The following is a 19692-nucleotide window of genomic DNA, read 5'->3' as shown; positions in this document are numbered from 1 at the left end:
CAAGCCCTTCACGGTTTATATTGTTTTTTTCATCAGCGCCAGGGCGTTGGGCAGGGCGGCGCCGCTGGCGGTGTTGTCGAAGATGACCCAGCCGTCCCTGCCGGCCAGATAGGCGGCCACGCTGTCCAGGTACTGGTCCGTGTACGACGAGTAGTACATGCGCGGGCTGCCGTGCAGCCGGGCGTAGACGGTGTCGTTGGTCGGCACGTGGGGGCCGGGCTGGCCGGCGGGCGGATCGGCGATCACCCTGGCGACGCGGTGGGCGCGCAGCAGCTCGGTGGCGGCGCCGGCGAACCAGCTGGGGTGGCGGGCTTCGCAGGCGATGGTGCAGGGGAAGTGGGCGGCGAGGCGCTCGAACAGCGCGCCAGCCAGCGCCGCATCCAGCGCCAGGCTGGGCGGCAGTTGCACCAGCACGCAGCCCAGCCTGGCGCCGAGGGCGCCGGCCTCGCCCGCAAAGCGCGCCAGCAGCTCGTTGATGTCCTTGAGCCGGTGGTCGTGGGTGATGCTGCGCGGTAGCTTGACCGAGAAGCGGAAATCGTCCGGCACGTCGGCGGCCCAGCGCGCATAGGTGGAGGCCTGGTGCGGCCGGTAGAACGAGGAGTTGATCTCCACCGCGTTCATGACCCTGGCGTAGCGCTGCAGGTGGCTGCCTTCCGAGGCGAACTGCGGCGCCGACGCACGGTCGATACTCCAGCTTGCGCAGCCAATTCGCGTGTGGGTCATAATGTGGGCGATCCGTTAATTCAGAAAGACGACATGATTCATCTTAAACGTTACCTCCGAATCGCCGCGCCGCTTATGCTGGTGGGCGCGCTGGCCGCCTGCTCGTCGCTGATCGGCCCGCGCCAGGTGGAGCTGCCGCAGGCGCGCATGCAGCAGAACCTGGACCGCAAGTTCCCCGTGCGCCACCGCGTGCTGGGCGTGTTTGAAGTGGAGTTGAGCCATCCGCAGCTGGACATCCTGGCCGAGAACGACCGCGTGGCGCTGACCCTGGACGTGAACGTGTCGCCGCTGCTGGCGCGGCAGTCGTGGCATGGCAGCATGGCCTTGTCGGGCCGGCTGAAGGTGGACAATGTGCGCAACACCATCTACATCAGCGATGCGCATATGGACCGCTTCGTGGTCGACGGCATGGACGAGGGCAAGCAGAACCAGATCGCCAGCGTGGTCAACCTGCTGGGCGAGGGCGCGCTCAAGGATGTGCCGGTGCACACCTTCCGCCCGGAAGACCTGCGCTACGCCGGCGTGCAGTTCGTGCTGACCGGGATCAGCACCAGGCCGGGCGCGCTGGTCGCCAACCTGCAACCGGCGCAATAAGGCTTACACAAACCCCAGGTTGCGCGCGCTGGCGTTGTAGTTGGCCAGGTTGGGCAGCATGGCCAGCAGGTCGGTGTTCGACACGCCCAGCCAGCTGCCCAGCGTGGCCGCGTATTGTTCGATCGAGGTGGTCGGCAGCAGCCGGCCCTGGCCGACATCGTCCGGGCCGCCGCTGGCCACCACCGGCGCCGTGCCGTAGTAGCGGCCGCCCTTGACGGCGCCACCCAGCATGAAGTGCATGCTGCCCCAGCCGTGATCCGAGCCGTCGTTGTTGCCGCTCAGCGTGCGGCCGAAGTCGGACGCGGTGAAGGCCGTCACCTGGTTGGCCACGCCCAGCTCCACCGTGCTCTGGTAGAAGGCCGCCATCGCGTCGGCCACGCTCTTGAGCAGGCCCGGATGCACTTTGACCAGGCCGTCGTGCGTATCGAAACCACCCATCGACACAAAGAACACCTGCCGCTTGGCGCCCAATGCCGCGGCGCTGGAGATCATGCGCGCCACCATCTTCAGCTGATCGCCCAGGTTGTTATTGGCGGGGAAGGCGGTGTTGATGGCCGGCGCGCCCGCCAGCGCAGCGGTCAGCACGTCGTTGGCGGAGATGGCGCGCTGGGTCACGCTCGCATAGTCGGACTGCATCGCGTGCGCGTGCGGCTGCGTGATCAGCGTGCGCAGCGCGCTGCTGCAACTGGCCGAGCCGAACATCGGGCTCTGCAAGGCGCTGAACGGTACCGAACCCTTGGTCGACACCTGGTACTGCACCGCCTCTTTCCCCGACAGGAACACCGCGTTGCCGGAGACGTTGACGCAGGTGAAGGTGGCGTTGCCGTTGCCCGCTTCGAACAGGTCGCCCAGCCGGCCGCCCCAGCCCGACGTGGCGCCCTCCGGCATCGACGACTGCCACTCGGATTGCTGGTCGTTGTGCGAGAACAGCTTGGACGGCAGCGGCACCGACTTGGCCAGGTACTGCTGCTTGCTGGTTGGATGCACCAGCGTGCCGACGTTGAGCAGCACGCCCATCTTGCCGGCGTTGAAGATCGGCAGCAGCGGCGCCAGTTCCGGCGCCAGCGCGTACTGGTGGGCGACGCCGTTGACGTCGACCGGCGGCGCTCCGGTGTTGAGCACGGTGCCGGTCAGCGCGCTGTGCTGGTAGGCCAGCGTGGAGCGCAGCGCGTAGTAGGCGTTGTAGCTGGCGGCGTCGTACGGCACCAGGGTGTTGGCGTAGTCGTTGCCGCCGTACAGGAACACGCAGACGATGGCCTTGTAGTCGCTGGCGTTGGCGGCCGAGGTCTCGGCCATCGCCGCCAGGTTGACGGCCAGCGGCGCGGCCACGCCGCTCATGGCCAGCATCGAGGCGCGCTGCAGGAAGGCGCGGCGGGAAGAGTTGGTGGTCATGGCGGCTCCCTAGAGTTGGACGAGGTATTCGGGCGCGGCCATGACCAGGGTCAGCGCGGCGTAGATGCGGTTGTGCAGCGCGGCGTCGGTCCTGGCGGGCATGGTGTCGATGGCGCCGCGTATCAGGCCGACGCTGGCGCTGCTCAGCTGGCCGGCCGCCAGCACCAGGTTGATTTCGTCGACCAGCTGCTGGCCGTTGGCCGCCAGCGGCAGCAGGGCGCTGTAGTCCGGCAGCACGTCGCCGACGCCCTTGCTGACCGCGTGCTGAATGTAGTTGACGTAGCCGACCACCGAGGTTTCATTGGTCAGCTGGAATTCCGGCGCCACCAGTCCGGCCCTGGACACCGCGCTGTTGGGCGGCACGTAGCCGGGCCGGTAGAAGTTGAACACCGACGGCGAGCGCAGCGGACTCTGGCCCAGCAGGCTGGAGGCATCGCTGGTGTTGCCGATGGCCCAGGCGTCCGAGGCGGAGGCGGCGTTGTAGGCGCGCGCCCAGCCGATGAAGCGCAGCATCGGTTCGCGCAGCTTGCCGGCGTTGGGGCCGGCCTGCGTGTCGTAGCGCGCCTCGGGATCGAGCAGCAGCGCCTTGACCACCGCCGCCAGGTTGCCCTTGACGCCGTGGCTGTCGCTGTTGAACACGGCGGCCACGCGCGCCACATAGGCCGGCGACGGGTTGCTGGTCACCAGCTTCTGGATCAGCTGGCGGCTGATGAAGGGCGCCACATTGGGATGGGCGTAGATGATGTCCAGCGCCGCCTTCAGCGCGTCGGCGCCGGACAGGCCGGCCGGCACCGTGCTGCCGAGGAAGGTGGAGGCGCCGGTTTCGTGCCGCTTGGCCACCTGCGTCATCGGCCGCCGCAGGAAGTCCGGTACGGCGTTGGTCTGGCCGGCCATGTCGAAGTCCCAGCCGGTGAACACGCGGGCCAGGCCGGTGATGTCGCTCAGGCCATAGGTTTCCCTGGGCACGCCATTGCTCAGCTTGGGCGTGCCGTCCAGGTTCAGCTGCACCAGGCCGATGCTGAACAGCTGCATCAGCTCGCGCGCATAATTTTCGTCGGGCAGGGCGCCGGTGGTGGGGTTTTGCTTGACGTTGCCGCGGAAGGTCAGGTACTGGCCCATGGCCGCGCTGGTCGAGATGGCGCCCAGCAGCGCACGGTAGTTGCCGAATGCGTAGTCTTCCAGCAGGTCCAGGTAGGCCGCCGCCGAGAAGGAACGCCAGCCGGCGCCGACCAGGCCGTCGATCGCCACCACGCAGATTTCCGACAGGGCCAGCGTGACGCGCTGGCGCAGCGTGTCCGGCGCCGCGATCAGCTTGCGCCAGGCGCAGGCGTCGAAGCCGTTTTCCGAATTGCGGTTGGCGATATCGTTGTAGCCCTTGGCCATCAGCCAGTCCCAGCGGGTGCCGGAGCGCGGCGCGGCCAGTTGGCCATCGATCCAGCCGGCGTAGCCCAGCGTCTGCACCCTGGCGATCTCGGCGCGGTTGGCTCCCATCGAGGCTTGCGCCAGGAAGCGGGCGGCGGCGGCCGCGGTCGGTGTCGGGATCATGACTGCATACTCCTGCAGAAAAAAAGGGGAGGGCTCAGACATTGCTGTGTAGTAATTTATGCCGAGTCCGCTTACCTCGCCACCGATTATTTGTAACGAAGCATTGCGGCGCAACGCTTCCACGGTGGAAACCATGCGCTTTGCGCCGCGCGTCCGCATTTCGCGCCGTTTTGCCGCATTTCGTCGCATCGCGCTCCGCGCTGCCGCCGCGAACGGCATAGTGGCGTCACCTTAACCAGCCATGCGGAGCAGATCATGATTCAGCAAATTGTCAGCCACACTTCTACTTATGTTTGGGCCTTGCTGGCCTTCCTGGTGTATCGCGGCGTGCTGGCCAGCCGCGACCGCGAGATCGCCTTCCGCAATCTGTTCATCATTCCAGCGGTGATGTTGTGGCTGTCGCTGTCGAGCCTCAACCAGCATGGTGCGCTGGGCGGCGGCGTCTGGGGCGTCTGGGCCCTGGGCGCGGTGGCCGGCGCAGCGCTTACGTGGAAACTCGGCAGCGGCATCGTCATCGGGATCAACCGCGCCGCCGGCACCGTGCAACAGCGCGGCAGCTGGGCGCCGTTGATGCTGATGGTCGCCATCTTCGTCACCAAGTACGTGGTGGCGGTGTTGACCGCCATGCATCCCGAGCTGCAGCAGAACCTGGCGTTTGCCGCCACCTTCACCGCGCTGTTCGGCCTGTTCAACGGCGTGTTCATCGGCCGCCTGGCACGCTATGTGGCCGCCTGGCTGGGGCAGCCGGCAGCCAGTGTTGCTTAATTAATTAGCAAGTTTCCTTGTGGTGCGGGGCAAGAGCTTCTACAATTCGCGACATTGATGAAATGTGGGAGCTGGCCTTTATGACGATATTTGGAATTGGACTGCATGTGCTGGTGGCGCTTTTCTTCGCCATCCACGTGATCCGCAGCGGGCAGCAGATGTATTGGCTGATGATCCTGTTCATGTTTCCCGGACTGGGCAGCATCGTTTACTTCATCGCGATCTATCTGCCGGACTCAAAACTCAACCACGGCGCCCGCAAGGTGGTGACGGCGGCGGCCCGCTCGCTCGATCCGGGCCGCGAACTGCGCGAGGCGCGCGACGCCTACGCCTACACGCCCACCGCGCAGAACCAGATGCGCCTGGCCGTCGCCCAGCTGGAAGCGGGCAACGCCGACGAGGCGGCCGCCACCTACGAGGCCTGCCTGCAAGGACCATTCTCCGGCGACCTGGAAATCCGCTACGGCGCCGCGCGCGCCACGCTGGCCTGCGGCCGCGCCGCCGCCGCGGTGACGCATCTGCAAACCATCCGCGCCGCCGACGCCAATTTCCGCGGCGAGCAAGTATCGCTGCTGCTGGCCCGCTCGCTGGCCGCGGCCGGCCGCCAGGACGAGGCGAGGGCGGAGTTCGAGTTTGCGCTGGGACGCTACAACAGCTTCGCCGTGCAGGCCGAGTTCGCGATCTGGGCGGCCGGCGCCGGCGACACGGCGCGCGCCAGCCAGTTGCACGCCGAACTGCAACGCACGATGGAGCGCTGGACCCGCCACACGCGCGATATGAACCAGGAATTGATACGCCGCCTGAACGCGGCAATGGGCGCTGTCAGGCGCTGATTAGTTCTGCTTGGCGCTGTGGCCGGCGTTGTAGGCGCCGCCGGTCGCCGCGATGGCCTGGTTGAGCTTGGCCATGGTCTCGGGCGCCACGTCCTTGCTGCAAGCGATGTGGCGCTTCATCCCCGGCGGCATGTCGGCAAAGTCGTACTGCACGGTCGACTGCAACAGCTTTTCCTTCGGGCGGAAATAGTTCAAGTCTTCGCGGTCGACAAACATGAACGAGGCGCGCCCCACCGACAGCATGCGCATCATCAGCGTGGTTTCCACCGTGCGGCTCATGACGTGGACTTTGCCGTTCTTGATCATCTGGTCCAGCACCGGCCCGTAGGACACGCCTTCGACCACGCCCAGCGTCAGGCTGGTGTCGTCCAGCAGTGAGCTCAGCGTCGGATGCGCCGTGACCCGCTGCACGGCATCCTGCGCAATCAGCACGGTGTGCGGCAGGTCTTCGTGGATGGGGGCGGTGAACTGCGCCACCGCCTCACGTTCCGGCAGCCGGTACCAGCTGATCGAGCAGTAATTGGTGGCGCCGTGCGTGAGGTTGGCCCAGATCCGTTTCTGCGGTTCGTTGACGAACTGCGCAGGGACGCCGGCCAGAGTGAAAATAGCCTTTGCGCGCTCCAGCAGAAAACCCTTGGCCTTGCCCTGTTCAACGTAGTGGTAGGGCGGCTTGTCGCGCCAGGCCACGGTCAGCGTCGGCGGCGCGCACCAGCCACTGCTGCTCAACATCGCTGTGCTGGCAACAAGAGCGCTGCGGAAAAAACAGGTGCGTATCGTCATGCGCCGATTATAGGGCCATCCGCTGCGCCGCAGCTAGAACTGTGGGAGAATCTTGTTCGTTTATTAAAGAGGAGACCCATGAACGCCTTGTTGCCCGCATTCGTCGCCGCCAGCGATGTCGTCGATTTTCACCATCCCGAAGTGGAGGCCCTGGCCCGCTCGCTGCAGGCCGGCACGCCGCGCGCGACGGCGCAGCGCTGCTTCGACTGGGTGCGCGACCAGATCGAGCACAGCATCGATTACCAGCGCGACGAGGTGAGCTGCAACGCCTCCGAGGCGCTGGCGCTGGGCACCGGCCTGTGCACCGCCAAGAGCCACCTGCTGGTGGCGCTGCTGCGTGCCAATGGCATCCCGTCCGGCTTCTGCTACCAGCGCCTGACCTTGCGCGACGCCGGCTCGCCGTTCTGCACGCACGGCCTGGTGGCGGTGTGGCTGGAAGAGGGCGGCTGGTATCGCTGCGATGCGCGCGGCAACAAGCCCACGGTGCAGTGCGAATTCACGCCGGGCGCGGAGAACCTGGCCTTTCCGGTGGTGTCGCCGGGCGAGCAGCTGTATCCGCAAGTGTGGGCGCAGCCATGGCCGGAGCTGGTGCGGCGCATGCGCGAGCTGCCGTCGATCTCGGCTTATTGCGTGACGCCGATCGACGCCGCGCCGCCGGTGGATGGGGTGGCGATTACGCTGGAATGACGGCGCCGTCCTGCGCGTGGCGGGTGATGGCGCCGTGGCTGTCGATGGCGATCCAGCCGCCGCGCGGTGGCTGGGCGTCCGGCTCCCAGTCCGGCAGCACGTAGCGGCGCTTGCCGTCCACCATGTGCAGGGCGGGGCGGTGGGTGTGGCCGTGGATCATGACGTCGGCGCCGGTGGCGGCAAACACGTCGCGGATCGCCTGCGGCGTCACGTCCATGATCTCGTAGGATTTGCTGCCCTGGTCTTTGCGGCTGTTCTCGCGCATGCCGGCGATGATGGCCTTGCGCTGCGCCAGCGGCATCGCCACGAACTGCTGCTGCCACGCGGGCTGCCGCACCATGGCGCGGAACTCCATGTACTTGACGTCCTCGGTGCACTGGGCGTCGCCGTGCAGCACCACCAGGCGTTGGCCGGCGATCTCGGTCACGTAGGTTTCCGGCAGCAGGGTCAGGCCCGCCGCGGCGGCGAACTGGGCGCCGACCAGGAAATCGCGGTTGCCGGCGATCCAGTGGACGGCCACGCCCGCATCGCTCACGCTGCGCAGCGCGGCAATGATGTCTTGGTGATAGGGATCGCTGATGTCGTCGTCGCCGGCCCAGTATTCAAACAGGTCGCCAAGCAGGTACAACTGTTGCGCGCGCCGCGCATGCCGCTCCAGGAAGTCGAAAAACGCTACGCTGGTGGCGGGATGCGCGGGCTGCAAATGCAGATCGGAGATGAACAGCGCGCAGACCTGGTCCGCGCGCATGTTGGTGTCGCTCATCGGCTAGGCTGATTAAGCGGCCAGTTCGATCTTCTCGATGATGACGTCTTCCGCCGGCACGTCGGCGAACATGCCGCTGCGGGTGGTCTTGACCTTCTTGATGGCGTCGACCACTTCGGTGCCTTCGATGACTTTACCGAACACGGCGTAGCCCCAGCCGTCCTGGCCTGGGTAGTCCAGGAAGGAGTTGTTCTTGACGTTGATGAAGAACTGGGCCGATGCCGAGTGCGGCGCCGAGGTGCGGGCCATGGCCAGGGTGTAGGTGTCGTTCTTGAGGCCGTTCTTGGCTTCGTTTTCGACGGTCTCGTCGGCTGGCTTCTGCTTCATGCCCGGCTCGAAACCGCCGCCCTGGATCATGAAACCGTCGATCACGCGGTGGAAGATGGTGTTGGCGTAGTGGCCGGCTTCCATGTACTTCAGGAAGTTGGCTACCGATTTAGGCGCTTTCTCGTCGTTCAGTTCGACGGTCATGTTGCCCTTGTTGGTGGTGATGATTACGTTGGTCATGTTGTTATCCTGATGAGTTAAAAGATACGGCAGGCCGCTATTTTACAGTTTTGGCTGGATCGGGGTCTTCAAAATCGTCGCCGACTTGATCACGACCGGAATCACGGGGATGTTCTGGAAGCTGCCCTTGTCGTCCACCAGCACGCCCTTGATCTTGTCGACCACTTCCTGGCCCTTGATGACTTTGCCAAACACGGTGTAGCCGAAGCCGTCGCGGCCGGGGTAGTTCAGGGCCTCGTTATCGGCCACGTTGATGAAGAACTGCGACGTGGCCGAGTTCGGATCGCCGGTGCGGGCCATGGCCAGCGTGTAGGTGTTGTTGGTCAGGCCGTTCTGCGATTCGATCGGCACCGGCGCGTTGGTTTTCTTTTGCTTGAGCTTTTCGTCGAAGCCGCCGCCCTGGATCATGAAGCCGTCGATCACGCGGTGGAAGATGGTGCCCTTGTAGAAGCCGGCCTTCACATAGGCCAGGAAATTGTCGACCGATTTAGGCGCCTTCTCGTGGTTCAGTTCGACCACGATGTCGCCCATCGAGGTCTTGATTTCAACTTGCGGCGTGGCAGTGTTGGCGGCCCTGGCGGCCGGGGCGGCTGCCAGGGCCGCGCCGGAGAGGGCGACGCCGGCAAACATGGTCATCAGTTTGGCGAACAGCGATGGCTGAGTTTGGTGCATTGTTACTTCCTCGTGGTGGGTTTATCCGTGTTGAACAGTCCGACTTGCCAAAAATCCTCAGTCAGATTGGGTCTATGCTGTTTTTATCAATGCTATACTTGTTCATTCTACCCCTTAGAAGGTGGAAAGAATAATCGAGTAATAACTACCGAGTGTCAGCCGGTCCCCAACGATGCGATGAACTCCAGGTGCGCGCCTACCGCGCCGCGCCCGGTTCCCGTATTGCCCGGGACTGCGGCACGCGCTCAAGAACAAGCACAGAATACGCAAGAGCCCGATGAGCAATTTAAAGATTTACAACACGCTGGCGCGTGACAAGCAGACATTCATCCCCATCGAGGCAGGCAAAGTCCGCATGTACGTCTGCGGCATGACCATCTACGACTACTGCCACATCGGCCACGCCCGCATGATGATGGCGTTCGACGTCATGTACCGCTGGCTGATGGCCTCCGGCTACGAGGTCACCTATGCCCGCAACATCACGGACATCGACGACAAGATCATCAAGCGCGCGGTCGAGAACGGCGAGACGATCTCGCAGCTGACCACCCGCTTCACCCGCTACATGGACGAGGACACCGGCGCGCTGGGCATCCTGCCGGCCACGCTGGTGCCGCGCGCCACCGAATACGTGCCGCAGATGCTGGCGCTGATCGAGACGCTGGAATCGAAGGAGCTGGCGTACCAGGGCGAGGATGGCGACGTCAACTACGCGGTGCGCAACTTCCCCAACTACGGCAAGCTGTCCGGCAAGTCGCTGGACGACCTGCGCGCCGGCGAGCGCGTCGACGTCAACACCGGCAAGCGCGATCCGTTGGACTTCGTGCTGTGGAAGGCGTCCAAGGAGTCCGAGCCGGACGAGGTCAAGTGGGATTCCAAGTGGGGCAAGGGCCGTCCGGGCTGGCACATCGAGTGCTCCGCGATGTGCTCGGCGCTGCTGGGCGAACACTTCGACATCCACGGCGGCGGCGCCGACCTGCAGTTCCCGCACCACGAGAACGAGATCGCGCAGTCGGAAGGCGCGTTCGGCCACACCATGGTCAACTACTGGGTGCACAACGGCTTCGTGCGCGTGGATAACGAGAAGATGTCCAAATCGCTGGGCAACTTCTTCACCATCCGCGACGTGCTGAAGAAGTACGACGCCGAGGTGGTGCGCTTCTTCATCCTGCGCGCCCACTACCGCAGCCCGCTGAACTACTCGGACGTGCACCTGGACGACGCCCGCGTCGCGCTGACCCGCCTGTACACCGCGCTGGACGGCGTGGAGGGCGACGGCGCCGCGCTGGACTGGAGCGAGCCGCACGCGCTGCGCTTCGCCGAGGCGATGGACGACGACTTCAACACGCCGGTCGCGCTGGCCGTGCTGTTCGACCTGGTGAGCGAGCTGAACAAGTCGAAATCGCCCGCCGTGGCGCGTCAGCTCAAGGCACTGGCCGGCGTCATCGGCCTGCTGGGCCGCACGCCGCAGCAATTCCGCCAGGCCTCGGTCGGTGAGGCCGACGCGTCGGGCGACGGCGCGATCGCCGAGCAGATCGCCAAACGCATCGAAGCCAAGAAGGCGCGCAACTTCGCCGAATCGGACAAGATCCGCGCCGACCTGCTGGCGGCCGGCGTCATCCTCGAAGACAAGCCTGACGGCACGACCAACTGGCGCCGCGCATAATGGTCACCGCCAAGGATAACGAGGGCGCAGACGGCCCGGTATCGGCCGTGCCGCCGTACTGGGAAGAGGCCAAGATCGAGCTCATGAAGCGGGACCGCATCATGAAAAAGCTGATCCCGCAATTTGGCGACCTGCACTTGGTCGGCCACGACGACCCGTTTACCACCTTGGCGCGTTCCATCGTCGGCCAGCAAGTGACCACCAAGGCGGCCGACACCGCCTGGAAGAAGCTGCTGCTGGTCAGCCCGAAGTGCACGCCGGCGCAGATCATCAAGGCCGGCGCCGAGCAATTGGCGGGCTGCGGCCTGTCCAAGCGCAAGACCGAATACATCCTCGACCTGGCCGACCACTTCAAGAACAAGCGCGTCCACACCAGCCAGTGGGACCAGATGGATGATGAAGCCGTCATCGCCGAGCTGGTGCAGATCCGCGGCATCGGCCGCTGGACAGCCGAGATGTTTTTGATATTTAATCTGCTTCGACCGAATGTTTTGCCGCTCGATGACCCCGGTTTGATCCAGGGCATCAGCCAGAACTATTTTTCCGGCGAACCTGTGTCCCGCAGCGATGCACGCGAGGTTTCGGCCAACTGGGAGCCGTGGCGCACGGTGGCGACCTGGTACTTATGGCGTAGCCTGGACCCGGTTGCTGTAGAATAGATGCTCTAATCGCTGTGCGAGGCGTTTTTGTGCCCGCACGGCTGAGAATAATCACGGAGGTACAATGACCAAAACGACTTTCCTCAACTTTGAGCAACCGATCGCCGAACTCGATGGCAAAATCGAAGAGCTGCGTTTCGTGCAGGACGATTCGGCTGTCGACATCTCTGAGGAGATCGACCGTCTGGCCAAAAAGAGCCAGCAACTGACCAAAGACATCTACGCCAAGCTGACTCCTTGGCAGGTTGCGCAGATCGCGCGCCACCCGCAGCGTCCATACACGATGGACTATGTGAACGAAATCTTCACCGACTTCCACGAACTGCACGGCGACCGCAGCTACGCGGACGACCTGTCCGTGGTGGGCGGCCTGGCGCGCTTCAACGGCCAGGCTTGCATGGTCATTGGCCACCAAAAGGGCCGCGACACCAAGGAACGCGCGATGCGCAACTTCGGCATGCCGAAGCCGGAAGGCTATCGCAAGGCCATGCGCCTGATGAAGCTGGCTGAGAAGTTCGGCATTCCTATCTTCACCTTCGTCGACACGCCGGGCGCGTTCCCGGGCATCGACGCGGAAGAGCGCGGCCAGTCGGAAGCGATCGGCCACAACCTGTACGTGATGGCGGAACTGAAAGTGCCGCTGATCGCCACCATCATCGGCGAAGGCGGCTCCGGCGGCGCGCTGGCGATCGCCGTGGGCGACGCGGTGCTGATGCTGCAATACGCGACCTACTCGGTGATCTCGCCGGAAGGCTGTGCCTCGATTTTGTGGAAGACATCCGAGCGCGCCGCCGACGCGGCCGAAGCGCTGGGCCTGACCGCGCACCGTTTGAAGGCGATGGGCCTGATCGACAAGATCGTGACCGAGCCGCTGGGCGGCGCGCATCGCGATCCGAAGCAGATGGCCACGCTGCTCAAGCGCGCGCTGGCCGATTCGCTGCGTCAGTTCCACGGCATGAAGACCAAGGACCTGCTGGAAGCCCGTCACGAAAAGCTGATGAGCTACGGTAAGTTCAAGGAAACCACGCCGCAGGAATAAGATACTCGGCATGGATTCCCGCTTTCGCGGGAATGACGCGCTACCGTCATTCCCGCGAAAGCGGGAATCCATACACAACAACCGGGGGCACGCGCACGCGCTGCCCCCGGTTCGCATTTGGAGTCCACATTGAAGAAGCAACAGATCCCGACCCTGTCCTCAACCTTCGAACAGGCCGTCACGGCGGCGCTGGCGCAGCAGCAGGCGAATGAAGCGGTGCGTCCGCGCATGGCCGTGGCCCTCAGCGGCGGCCTCGACTCGTCGGCGCTGCTCCACCTGGCCCATGCCTACGCGCAGGCGCACGGCGTGGCCCTGTACGCCTTCCACGTCCACCACGGCCTCAGCGCCAACGCCGACGCCTGGCTGTCGCACTGCGAACAAGCCTGCTCCGCGCTGGGCGTCACCTTCGAAGCGCGTCGCGTGCAACTGGCGAACCAGCAGAAGAGCGGCACCGAAGCGGCCGCCCGCAAGGTGCGCTACGCCGCGCTGGGCGCGCTGTGCGCCGCGCACGAGGTCAAGCTGCTGCTGACCGCGCACCATCTGGACGACCAGGCCGAGACCGTGTTGCTGCAGCTGCTGCGCGGCTCCGGCCCGGCCGGCCTGTCCGGCATGGACGCCGCCAACGCCGCGCCCGAGTTGCTGGCCAATCCCGACCTGGTGATGGCGCGTCCGCTGCTGCCGGCCTCGCGCAAGCAACTGGCCGCGTATGTGGCCGAACATGGCATCGCCTACATCAACGACGAATCCAACGACGACCCGCGCTTCGCCCGCAACGCGCTGCGCCACCAGGTGATGCCGGCGCTGGCCGAGGCCTTCCCGGGCTTCCAGGAACGCTTTGCGCGCAGCGCCCAGCACGCGCAGTCGGCCCAGCGCCTGCTGACCGAGCTGGCCGAGCAGGACCTGGCCTTGTGCCTGGTCGACGATTGCATCGACATCGCCAAGCTGCGTCTGCTGAGCCTGGACCGCAGCTACAACCTGCTGCGCCACTGGTTCGCCACGCGCCAGCTGCGCATGCCGAGCGCGGCCTGGTTGTCCGAAATGCTGGCCCAGCTGTTGGAAGCGCGCGACGGCGCCCAACCGCTGGTAACGCACCCCGATTGCCACGTCAGGCGTCATCGCGACCGCCTGCATATCACGCCCAAGCTGGAAGACCTGGAAGGCACGCGCGAAGACGAGTTCGACAAAACGCCGGGCACCTCGTTCACCTGGAACGGCGAAACTGAAATGGTCTTCCCGGCCTACGGTGGCGTGCTGCATTTCGAGCCGGCCGGCGAGGGCGAAGGCGGGCTGGACGCCGACTGGCTGCGCGGCCAGCCCCTGCTGATCGAATTCCGCAAGGGCGGCGAGCGCCTCAAGCCGGCCCACAACCGCCCGACGCGCGGACTCAAGTATCATTACCAGGCGCTCAACATCCCGGCCTGGGAGCGCTCGCGCCTGCCCGTAGTCAGCACCGGTCGGCAGGTGTTGTTCGCGGCCGGAGTTGGCATGGATTGCAACAATCTGGTGGGTGAGGGGCTTTCACGCTGGCGTCTGCGTTGGCAGGCTGTATAGACAATAGCCCTTATTTACCGAATTTTGTATGTAGATATGTCTATTCGGTATGACTTTATGAGTTTTTTGACTTGTTATTTTGCAGTGCGACATGTAGAGTTAAGGGTTCCATTTACCTTTATTTGAGCGGAAAACTCTCTGTTATGGCTTTAATCGTGCACAAATATGGCGGTACGTCGATGGGTTCGACGGACCGTATCAAGAACGTGGCGCAGCGTGTCGCCAAGTGGCATGACGCCGGGCACCGCATCGTCGTCGTCCCATCGGCCATGTCCGGCGAGACCAATCGCCTGATCGCCCTGGCCAAGGAAATCCAGGCCCAGCCCGACCCGCGCGAACTGGACATGATCGCCTCCACCGGCGAGCAGGTCTCGGTGGGTCTGCTGTCGATGGCGCTGCTGGCGATCGGCAAGAAAGCCGTATCCTACGCCGGCTGGCAAGTCGCGATTAAAACCGATTCCGCTTTCACCAAGGCCCGCATCCAGTCGATCGACAACGAGAAAGTGAACCGCGACCTCGACGACGGCAAGATCGTCATCATCACCGGCTTCCAGGGCGTGGACGAGGGCGGCAACATCTCGACGCTGGGCCGCGGCGGTTCGGACACTTCCGCCGTGGCGATCGCCGCCGCGATGAAGGCTGACGAATGCCTGATCTTCACCGACGTAGATGGCGTGTACACGACCGACCCACGCGTGGTGTCGGAAGCGCGCCGCCTCAAGGCGATCACGTTTGAAGAAATGCTGGAGCTGGCATCGCTGGGCTCGAAAGTGCTGCAAACCCGCTCGGTGGAATTCGCCGGCAACTATCGCGTGCCGACCCGCGTTCTGTCGTCGCTGACCGACCCGATGCTGGACCTGGAAGTAGAAGCCAACTCGGGCACCCTGATTTCGTTTGAGGAAGATACACACATGGAACAAGCAGTCATCTCCGGTATCGCGTTTAACCGCGATGAGGCCAAAATCACCGTGCTGGGCGTGCCCGACCGTCCAGGCGTGGCGTACCACATCCTGGGGCCGGTGGCCGATGCCAACATCGAAGTCGACATGATCATCCAGAACCAGTCGGTCGACGGCAAGACGGACTTCACCTTCACCGTCTCGCGCAACGACTACCAGCGCGCCATCGACGTGCTCAACAGCACCAAGGCGGAACTGGGCGCGGCCAGCATCACCGGCGACGCCAAGGTCTCGAAGATCTCGGTGGTGGGCGTGGGCATGCGCTCGCACGTGGGCGTGGCCTCGCAGATGTTCCGCACCTTGTCGGAAGAGGGCATCAACATTATGATGATCTCGACGTCCGAGATCAAAATCTCGGTGCTGATCGACGAAAAATATATGGAACTGGCCGTCCGCGCGCTGCACAAAGCGTTCGAATTGGAAAAGGCATAATTTTTTCAAAAAAATCGTCAGGTAGCCTTGACCAATCTGGTCTCGCTCTATACTATGACGGTCGTCTGCTCTAGCGCAGTTTGGTAGAAAAGACATAGTTGAGCAATCGACTAGGAGACGTGGCCGAGTGGCCGAAGGCACATCCCTGCTAAGGATGCATACGGCTTATACCTGTATCGTGGGTTCGAATCCCACCGTCTCCGCCAGAACAACGAAAAAAGCCTCCCCTGCGGGAGGCTTTTTTCGTTGTTCCGGACGGAACGGTGGGATTCGAAGGATTTGCGCGTGCCGCGCAAATCCCCTCCGAATCGCCCAACTGCTGGCGCAACGCGCCAGCGCCGCGCGCCTTGGGCGCGCGACGTATGCATCATCTAAAAAAGATCCCAGCCCAAACGTCTGCTCACCGCCGGTAGAGAAGAGAAAAAACGGCATAAATCGTTTATAAAAATAGCGTTCATGTCCAGGTCGATGGATACAGGCAAGCCCATCAGCGCGTGGATGTGTTCGTTTGCTGGCAGGATTGACCCTCTCAGTTTGACCCTCTCGCCATACCCTCGCGAACGCCGCCACCCGGTCGTAAGACCCCTCGAATCCGAATTCCTTCTTTCAGGTCGCTGGCACTGAGTTAAGCTGCTATGATGTTACGAGCACCAGACAAGCGGTGCCGCCCAGAGACAGCCTAATCACCAGCAGCGACATGCAAGAATTCTATAAGAAGGCGCTCATCGCGCTAATTCTACTTGTGATCACAAACGCCTTATTGGCGTGTTTGTTCGTCTATCAGAGCTTTCTGACTTTGTCCTTGCTGGAGCCGTATCCAAATGGCGACCACTGGCGCTACGCCGGCAGTACGGATGCGGCCATCGGCGGCGCGTCTAGCATCCGTCTCGATAAAGTTAGCGATCAACGGCTCGCCTATTCCTTCAGCTTGAACGGCACCATGCAGTACCCCTACGTCACTGCGGAGCTGCGGCGCTATGACCGGAAAGAAAATCTGGTCCAGATCGATTTATCGAAGTACAGCACCATTTCCTTTGTTGCCAAATGTGCGCCTGCCAACACCTTGATGTTTGGGCTTAATACCTTTGACGACAAAATTTCCCGACTGGGCGATTTCCTGACGTATCCATCGCCCCAGACTTATTTTTTCTGCAACGAAAAAGGTAAGCCGGTGTCCCTGGATTTGACCCGGTTGACCATTCCGGACTGGTGGTTCGGCTTGAACAATTCCAATTTGGCGCATCACGAATATAACCTCGCGAAAGTGGGGAAAATCGCGTTCGGAATCACGGTCCACAGCCCGCATGATGTCGAGGCCCGCGTGGAAATCAGCGAAGTCACGCTGCACGGCCGTGATTATCGGTATGTCGGTGCGCTGGCCGTGATCGTTTTGGCAAACTTGAGCGTATTTGGACTTTGGTTTTTCCGCGCACATTCCCGCGCCTTGATGGCGAGCGTCGATTCCAATCTGACGAAAGACCTGACCCTGGTCGCTTACCGGCAATTAACGCTGGAGCCTTGTAAAGACAAGGAAAAGGGATTGATCCTGCGGTATATCTCGACCAATTACATGAATGCCGACCTGGACTTGCCCGGCATTGTGGCCGCGACTGGCACGAATCGCAACAAGGTCAACGAGGTGCTGAAGACAGAACTCGGCATGACGTTCGTCACCTACCTGAATAAATTGCGGCTGACCGAAGCGGCCCGCTTGCTGGCCAAGGAGAACGGCGCGGCCGTGGCGGAGATCGCCTACACCGTTGGCTATGCGAATGTGCCATATTTCAACAAGCTGTTCAAGGAACAATACGGCTGCACGCCGAAAGCATTCCGCGCACTCTCCGCCCGGCAGCACGAGGCTTCCGTGACTTCCTCCCCTGAGGGAAGTCCTCCCTCCGACGATCTTGCAGCCTAGCTCCGCTTAAAGGCTCCTCGGACGCCCCCCCCCATTTTTGCTGCTTGAGCTGGCGTTCAAAAACTAGTGTAAATCCCCAGAAAATTGTCGTTCTAGACACCTAATCGCTCCTTTGAAGCTGTTTAGAACGCCAGCCCGCCTTCTTTCAAAAATACCAAACGCTTCAGGTTGTAGCTCGCCGCCTTCAGATGCAAGGCGAAGGTGACGCGGACCATGCCCATGCGGCGCACCAGTTTGCCGCCCATCTGCGCGCGCTTATGTCGCTTCCAGCCCCTCGACGATTCCCCAGCCTTGTCTCTGACTGACGCGCCGCACCACCCTTTCTATCATTTTTGGCAGAACTACTTGCATTTTTTTGAGTTTTATAGCGGTTAGAAGTAGTCGTTTCATTGTCGATAGTGTCGCGCTAGCCGCCCCCCTATGCTCGGGTTGTGGGTCGGCTTCCGCTGCCGATCCTCCAGGCCGCCGTGCGAGGCCGGGCTCGTTCGGCAGGCGCCGCCGAGTACGAAAGACTGAAAAAGTCTTTTATATATGAGCGCCAGCCTATTGCTCCGATTGGATAGGGGCAGCGCCGATTGCCTGCAAGCGGAATGTTTTTATTATAAAAATACAGGATAGAGAGAGACGATTATGCCCTTCAGTTTTTTATATGCGCAGCTATGCCTGTTTTCACTTTTCCGGAAATGCTTTCAAAGCATTCAAGTCAAATGAAAACGCCGAAACTACACCGGATCGCCTTGTTATTCAACGCGAACAACATATTCGATCACGAAGTCATTGCCGGCATCGCCGCCTATCTGGGAAGAACGCGCGCGGACTTGGATTTATTCCTGGAAGAAGATTACCGACTGCGCCTGTCAGGCATCGAGCACTGGCAAGGCGATGGCATCATTGCCAACTTTGACGATCCAGCCGTGGCAGAAGCTTTGTCGCGCTGCAGCGTACCGGTGGTGGCGGTCGGCGGTTCCTATGCCGACGAGGCCCAATATCCGGTCGGCGTGCCCTACGTGGCGACCGACAATGCCAAGCTGATTGAAGTGGCACGCCAGCACCTGATCGATGTCGGCCTGCAGCGTTTCGCCCTGTTCAGCGTTCCCGCTACCGGGGAAAACCGCTGGGCGCAGGAACGCGAAAACGCCTTCCGCCGCTTGGAGCAGGGCGACTTGCTGGAGCCGGAGATCTTCCGTGGCTGGGAAACCAGCGCCCATTCGTGGGGCGAGGCGGTCCAGCGACAGATCGACTGGTTGCGCAACTTGCCCAAACCGGTCGGGATCATCGCCGTGACCGATGCGCGCGCGCGCCAGCTACTGCAGGCCTGTATCCTCGCCGGCATCGAAGTGCCGGAAAAGGTGGCGATCATCGGTATCGACAACGACCCGCTGGTACGCAGGCTTTCCCGGATACCGCTTAGTACCGTAATCCAGGGCGCGCAGGAGATGGGGCGCACCGCCGCCCATCTGCTCACGCAGATGCTGCACGGGGTGCGTCTGCCGAACGAGCGGATCATGGTGCCGCCGGCCGGCATCAACGTATTCGCGTCCACCCAGTACCAGTGCATCAAGCATCCGATCGTGATGCGGGCGCGCCACTTTATCCGCCAGTATGCCTGCCGCGGTATCAAAACCGAGCAGGTGGCCGACTATGTGGGTGTGTCGCGATCGTCGCTCGAATCCCATTTCCGCGATGAGCTCGGTTGCAGCGTGCACGACGTGATCATGAGCGTCAAGCTCGATGCGGCCAAGGCCGGCCTGAAAAGCGGGGCCTGCAGCATCGAGGACGTGGCGTTGGACAGTGGCTTTACATCGATCCACTACTTGCATCGGGTGTTCAAGCGCGAACTTGGCTGCACGCCGCGCGCCTACCGCGACCGCGTGCTGGGCGAGAGTGTACAGATGGCCGGGGTATAGCCAGCCAGTTCCCCATGCCTCCTGCTGTGAAGGCTGGGCCGGAGGGTGGGGTATTCGAATGTTGGATTTGTCCAAATCACCAAACGGAATGGAATTTCCTCCAATCAACGATGGGATGCTTAAAAGGTGCAATACGACTGGTAAGATTTAATCCAATGTCAACCCGCAAAGCATCCGCGTGGTGTACGCACTGACTGTCGTGCCATTTGAATGTGGCGTGGCGCTAACTCCTTGCCACCAAGGCATGGCGCGCCGTTTGATTTTACCAATATATGAAGAGTCAACCCGATAGCCGTGTGA

General features: G+C 62.7%; 19 protein-coding genes and 1 tRNA gene. 12 read left to right on the top strand and 8 right to left on the bottom strand.

From position 1 onward, the window contains the following. Positions 1-15: 15 nt before the first annotated feature. On the bottom strand, positions 16-723 hold the full coding sequence (locus ACEN9O_RS28595; RefSeq protein WP_495615171.1) for a DUF72 domain-containing protein: 708 nt from the start codon (positions 721-723) through the stop codon (positions 16-18). Between the two features lie 33 nt (positions 724-756). Between ACEN9O_RS28595 and ACEN9O_RS28590 the strand changes: the two genes are divergently transcribed. After that, positions 757-1317: a DUF1439 domain-containing protein gene (locus ACEN9O_RS28590; RefSeq protein ID WP_495615170.1), complete on the top strand. Its 561-nt coding sequence runs from the start codon at positions 757-759 to the stop codon at positions 1315-1317. Between the two features lie 3 nt (positions 1318-1320). Here ACEN9O_RS28590 and ACEN9O_RS28585 read toward each other — a convergent pair whose 3' ends face one another. Further along, positions 1321-2709 (bottom strand): DUF1501 domain-containing protein, encoded by a 1389-nt coding sequence (locus ACEN9O_RS28585; protein ID WP_495615169.1) that lies wholly within the window; start codon positions 2707-2709, stop codon positions 1321-1323. A 9-nt stretch (positions 2710-2718) separates the two neighbouring features. Beyond that, positions 2719-4254: a DUF1800 domain-containing protein gene (locus tag ACEN9O_RS28580; protein WP_495615168.1), complete on the bottom strand. Its 1536-nt coding sequence runs from the start codon at positions 4252-4254 to the stop codon at positions 2719-2721. 255 nt (positions 4255-4509) lie between these two features. Here ACEN9O_RS28580 and ACEN9O_RS28575 point away from each other — a divergent pair, with 255 nt between their 5' ends. Both ACEN9O_RS28575 and ACEN9O_RS28570 read left to right on the top strand, forming a co-directional pair. After that, positions 4510-5019, top strand: coding sequence for a DUF6622 family protein (locus ACEN9O_RS28575; protein WP_495615167.1), 510 nt, complete (start codon positions 4510-4512; stop codon positions 5017-5019). A gap of 80 nt (positions 5020-5099) precedes the next feature. Beyond that, a complete protein-coding gene (locus tag ACEN9O_RS28570) occupies positions 5100-5852 on the top strand; it encodes a tetratricopeptide repeat protein (protein WP_495615166.1) in 753 nt (250 codons plus the stop codon). Here ACEN9O_RS28570 and ACEN9O_RS28565 read toward each other — a convergent pair whose 3' ends face one another. Further along, positions 5853-6581, bottom strand: coding sequence for a substrate-binding periplasmic protein (locus ACEN9O_RS28565; RefSeq protein ID WP_495615165.1), 729 nt, complete (start codon positions 6579-6581; stop codon positions 5853-5855). It abuts the gene before it with no gap. 129 nt (positions 6582-6710) lie between these two features. On the opposite strand from ACEN9O_RS28565, the gene ACEN9O_RS28560 reads away from it, so the two are divergent. Next, on the top strand, positions 6711-7319 hold the full coding sequence (locus ACEN9O_RS28560) for a transglutaminase domain-containing protein (RefSeq protein WP_495615164.1): 609 nt from the start codon (positions 6711-6713) through the stop codon (positions 7317-7319). Here ACEN9O_RS28560 and ACEN9O_RS28555 read toward each other — a convergent pair. From ACEN9O_RS28555 to ACEN9O_RS28545, 3 genes are read right to left on the bottom strand one after another with little or no spacing between them, the layout of a single operon-like run. Then, positions 7306-8082: a UDP-2,3-diacylglucosamine diphosphatase gene (locus ACEN9O_RS28555; protein WP_495615163.1), complete on the bottom strand. Its 777-nt coding sequence runs from the start codon at positions 8080-8082 to the stop codon at positions 7306-7308. The genes ACEN9O_RS28560 and ACEN9O_RS28555 overlap by 14 nt on opposite strands. A 12-nt stretch (positions 8083-8094) precedes the next feature. Next, positions 8095-8589: a peptidylprolyl isomerase gene (locus tag ACEN9O_RS28550; protein WP_495615162.1), complete on the bottom strand. Its 495-nt coding sequence runs from the start codon at positions 8587-8589 to the stop codon at positions 8095-8097. A gap of 42 nt (positions 8590-8631) precedes the next feature. Further along, positions 8632-9261: a peptidylprolyl isomerase gene (locus ACEN9O_RS28545; protein ID WP_495615161.1), complete on the bottom strand. Its 630-nt coding sequence runs from the start codon at positions 9259-9261 to the stop codon at positions 8632-8634. Between the two features lie 277 nt (positions 9262-9538). On the opposite strand from ACEN9O_RS28545, the gene cysS reads away from it, so the two are divergent. From cysS to ACEN9O_RS28510, 7 genes are all read left to right on the top strand, one after another. Continuing rightward, on the top strand, positions 9539-10930 hold the full coding sequence (gene cysS / locus ACEN9O_RS28540) for a cysteine--tRNA ligase (RefSeq protein WP_495615160.1): 1392 nt from the start codon (positions 9539-9541) through the stop codon (positions 10928-10930). After that, on the top strand, positions 10930-11589 hold the full coding sequence (locus tag ACEN9O_RS28535; RefSeq protein WP_495615159.1) for a DNA-3-methyladenine glycosylase family protein: 660 nt from the start codon (positions 10930-10932) through the stop codon (positions 11587-11589). Before cysS ends, ACEN9O_RS28535 begins: the two co-directional genes overlap by 1 nt. A gap of 64 nt (positions 11590-11653) precedes the next feature. Next, positions 11654-12628 carry an acetyl-CoA carboxylase carboxyltransferase subunit alpha gene (locus ACEN9O_RS28530; RefSeq protein WP_008447525.1) on the top strand — a complete coding sequence of 325 codons (975 nt, stop codon included), beginning with the start codon at positions 11654-11656 and terminating at the stop codon, positions 12626-12628. A 129-nt stretch (positions 12629-12757) separates the two neighbouring features. Beyond that, complete coding sequence (gene tilS, locus ACEN9O_RS28525; protein ID WP_495615158.1) at positions 12758-14179, top strand: tRNA lysidine(34) synthetase TilS; 1422 nt, start codon at positions 12758-12760, stop codon at positions 14177-14179. 143 nt (positions 14180-14322) lie between these two features. Then, entirely contained in the window at positions 14323-15570 is a 1248-nt protein-coding gene (locus ACEN9O_RS28520; RefSeq protein ID WP_161090694.1) for an aspartate kinase, read from the top strand. A 113-nt stretch (positions 15571-15683) separates the two neighbouring features. Beyond that, positions 15684-15776: transfer RNA gene (locus ACEN9O_RS28515), tRNA-Ser, on the top strand. Between the two features lie 491 nt (positions 15777-16267). After that, the gene (locus tag ACEN9O_RS28510; protein ID WP_495615157.1) at positions 16268-17485 is read left to right on the top strand and encodes an AraC family transcriptional regulator; all 1218 of its coding nucleotides are present in this window, start codon (positions 16268-16270) and stop codon (positions 17483-17485) included. Positions 17486-17607: 122 nt separating this feature from the next. On the opposite strand, the gene ACEN9O_RS28505 is transcribed toward ACEN9O_RS28510, so the two are convergent. Then, a complete protein-coding gene (locus tag ACEN9O_RS28505) occupies positions 17608-17730 on the bottom strand; it encodes a hypothetical protein (RefSeq protein WP_495615156.1) in 123 nt (40 codons plus the stop codon). A gap of 462 nt (positions 17731-18192) precedes the next feature. On the opposite strand from ACEN9O_RS28505, the gene ACEN9O_RS28500 reads away from it, so the two are divergent. Continuing rightward, complete coding sequence (locus tag ACEN9O_RS28500) at positions 18193-19392, top strand: XylR family transcriptional regulator (protein WP_495615155.1); 1200 nt, start codon at positions 18193-18195, stop codon at positions 19390-19392. Positions 19393-19692: the final 300 nt, after the last annotated feature.

Source organism: Duganella sp. Dugasp78 (assembly GCF_059491455.1).
Note: the sequence above shows the minus strand (reverse complement) of the source record. Positions and strands in the feature narration are given on the sequence as shown.

Bases quoted from the DNA above. Each gene is read 5' to 3' on its own strand.
- ACEN9O_RS28595 (WP_495615171.1), bottom strand. From the start codon at position 723: ATGACCCACACGCGAATTGGCTGCGCAAGCTGGAGTATCGACCGTGCG.
- ACEN9O_RS28505 (WP_495615156.1), bottom strand. From the start codon at position 17,730: ATGGGCGGCAAACTGGTGCGCCGCATGGGCATGGTCCGCGTCACCTTC.
- ACEN9O_RS28535 (WP_495615159.1), top strand. From the start codon at position 10,930: ATGGTCACCGCCAAGGATAACGAGGGCGCAGACGGCCCGGTATCGGCC.
- ACEN9O_RS28580 (WP_495615168.1), bottom strand. From the start codon at position 4,254: ATGATCCCGACACCGACCGCGGCCGCCGCCGCCCGCTTCCTGGCGCAA.
- cysS (WP_495615160.1), top strand. From the start codon at position 9,539: ATGAGCAATTTAAAGATTTACAACACGCTGGCGCGTGACAAGCAGACA.
- ACEN9O_RS28545 (WP_495615161.1), bottom strand. From the start codon at position 9,261: ATGCACCAAACTCAGCCATCGCTGTTCGCCAAACTGATGACCATGTTT.
- ACEN9O_RS28565 (WP_495615165.1), bottom strand. From the start codon at position 6,581: ATGTTGAGCAGCAGTGGCTGGTGCGCGCCGCCGACGCTGACCGTGGCC.
- ACEN9O_RS28500 (WP_495615155.1), top strand. From the start codon at position 18,193: ATGAAAACGCCGAAACTACACCGGATCGCCTTGTTATTCAACGCGAAC.
- ACEN9O_RS28585 (WP_495615169.1), bottom strand. From the start codon at position 2,709: ATGACCACCAACTCTTCCCGCCGCGCCTTCCTGCAGCGCGCCTCGATG.
- ACEN9O_RS28520 (WP_161090694.1), top strand. From the start codon at position 14,323: ATGGCTTTAATCGTGCACAAATATGGCGGTACGTCGATGGGTTCGACG.
- ACEN9O_RS28590 (WP_495615170.1), top strand. From the start codon at position 757: ATGATTCATCTTAAACGTTACCTCCGAATCGCCGCGCCGCTTATGCTG.
- ACEN9O_RS28550 (WP_495615162.1), bottom strand. From the start codon at position 8,589: ATGACCAACGTAATCATCACCACCAACAAGGGCAACATGACCGTCGAA.
- ACEN9O_RS28570 (WP_495615166.1), top strand. From the start codon at position 5,100: ATGACGATATTTGGAATTGGACTGCATGTGCTGGTGGCGCTTTTCTTC.
- ACEN9O_RS28510 (WP_495615157.1), top strand. From the start codon at position 16,268: ATGCAAGAATTCTATAAGAAGGCGCTCATCGCGCTAATTCTACTTGTG.
- ACEN9O_RS28555 (WP_495615163.1), bottom strand. From the start codon at position 8,082: ATGAGCGACACCAACATGCGCGCGGACCAGGTCTGCGCGCTGTTCATC.
- ACEN9O_RS28575 (WP_495615167.1), top strand. From the start codon at position 4,510: ATGATTCAGCAAATTGTCAGCCACACTTCTACTTATGTTTGGGCCTTG.
- ACEN9O_RS28560 (WP_495615164.1), top strand. From the start codon at position 6,711: ATGAACGCCTTGTTGCCCGCATTCGTCGCCGCCAGCGATGTCGTCGAT.
- ACEN9O_RS28530 (WP_008447525.1), top strand. From the start codon at position 11,654: ATGACCAAAACGACTTTCCTCAACTTTGAGCAACCGATCGCCGAACTC.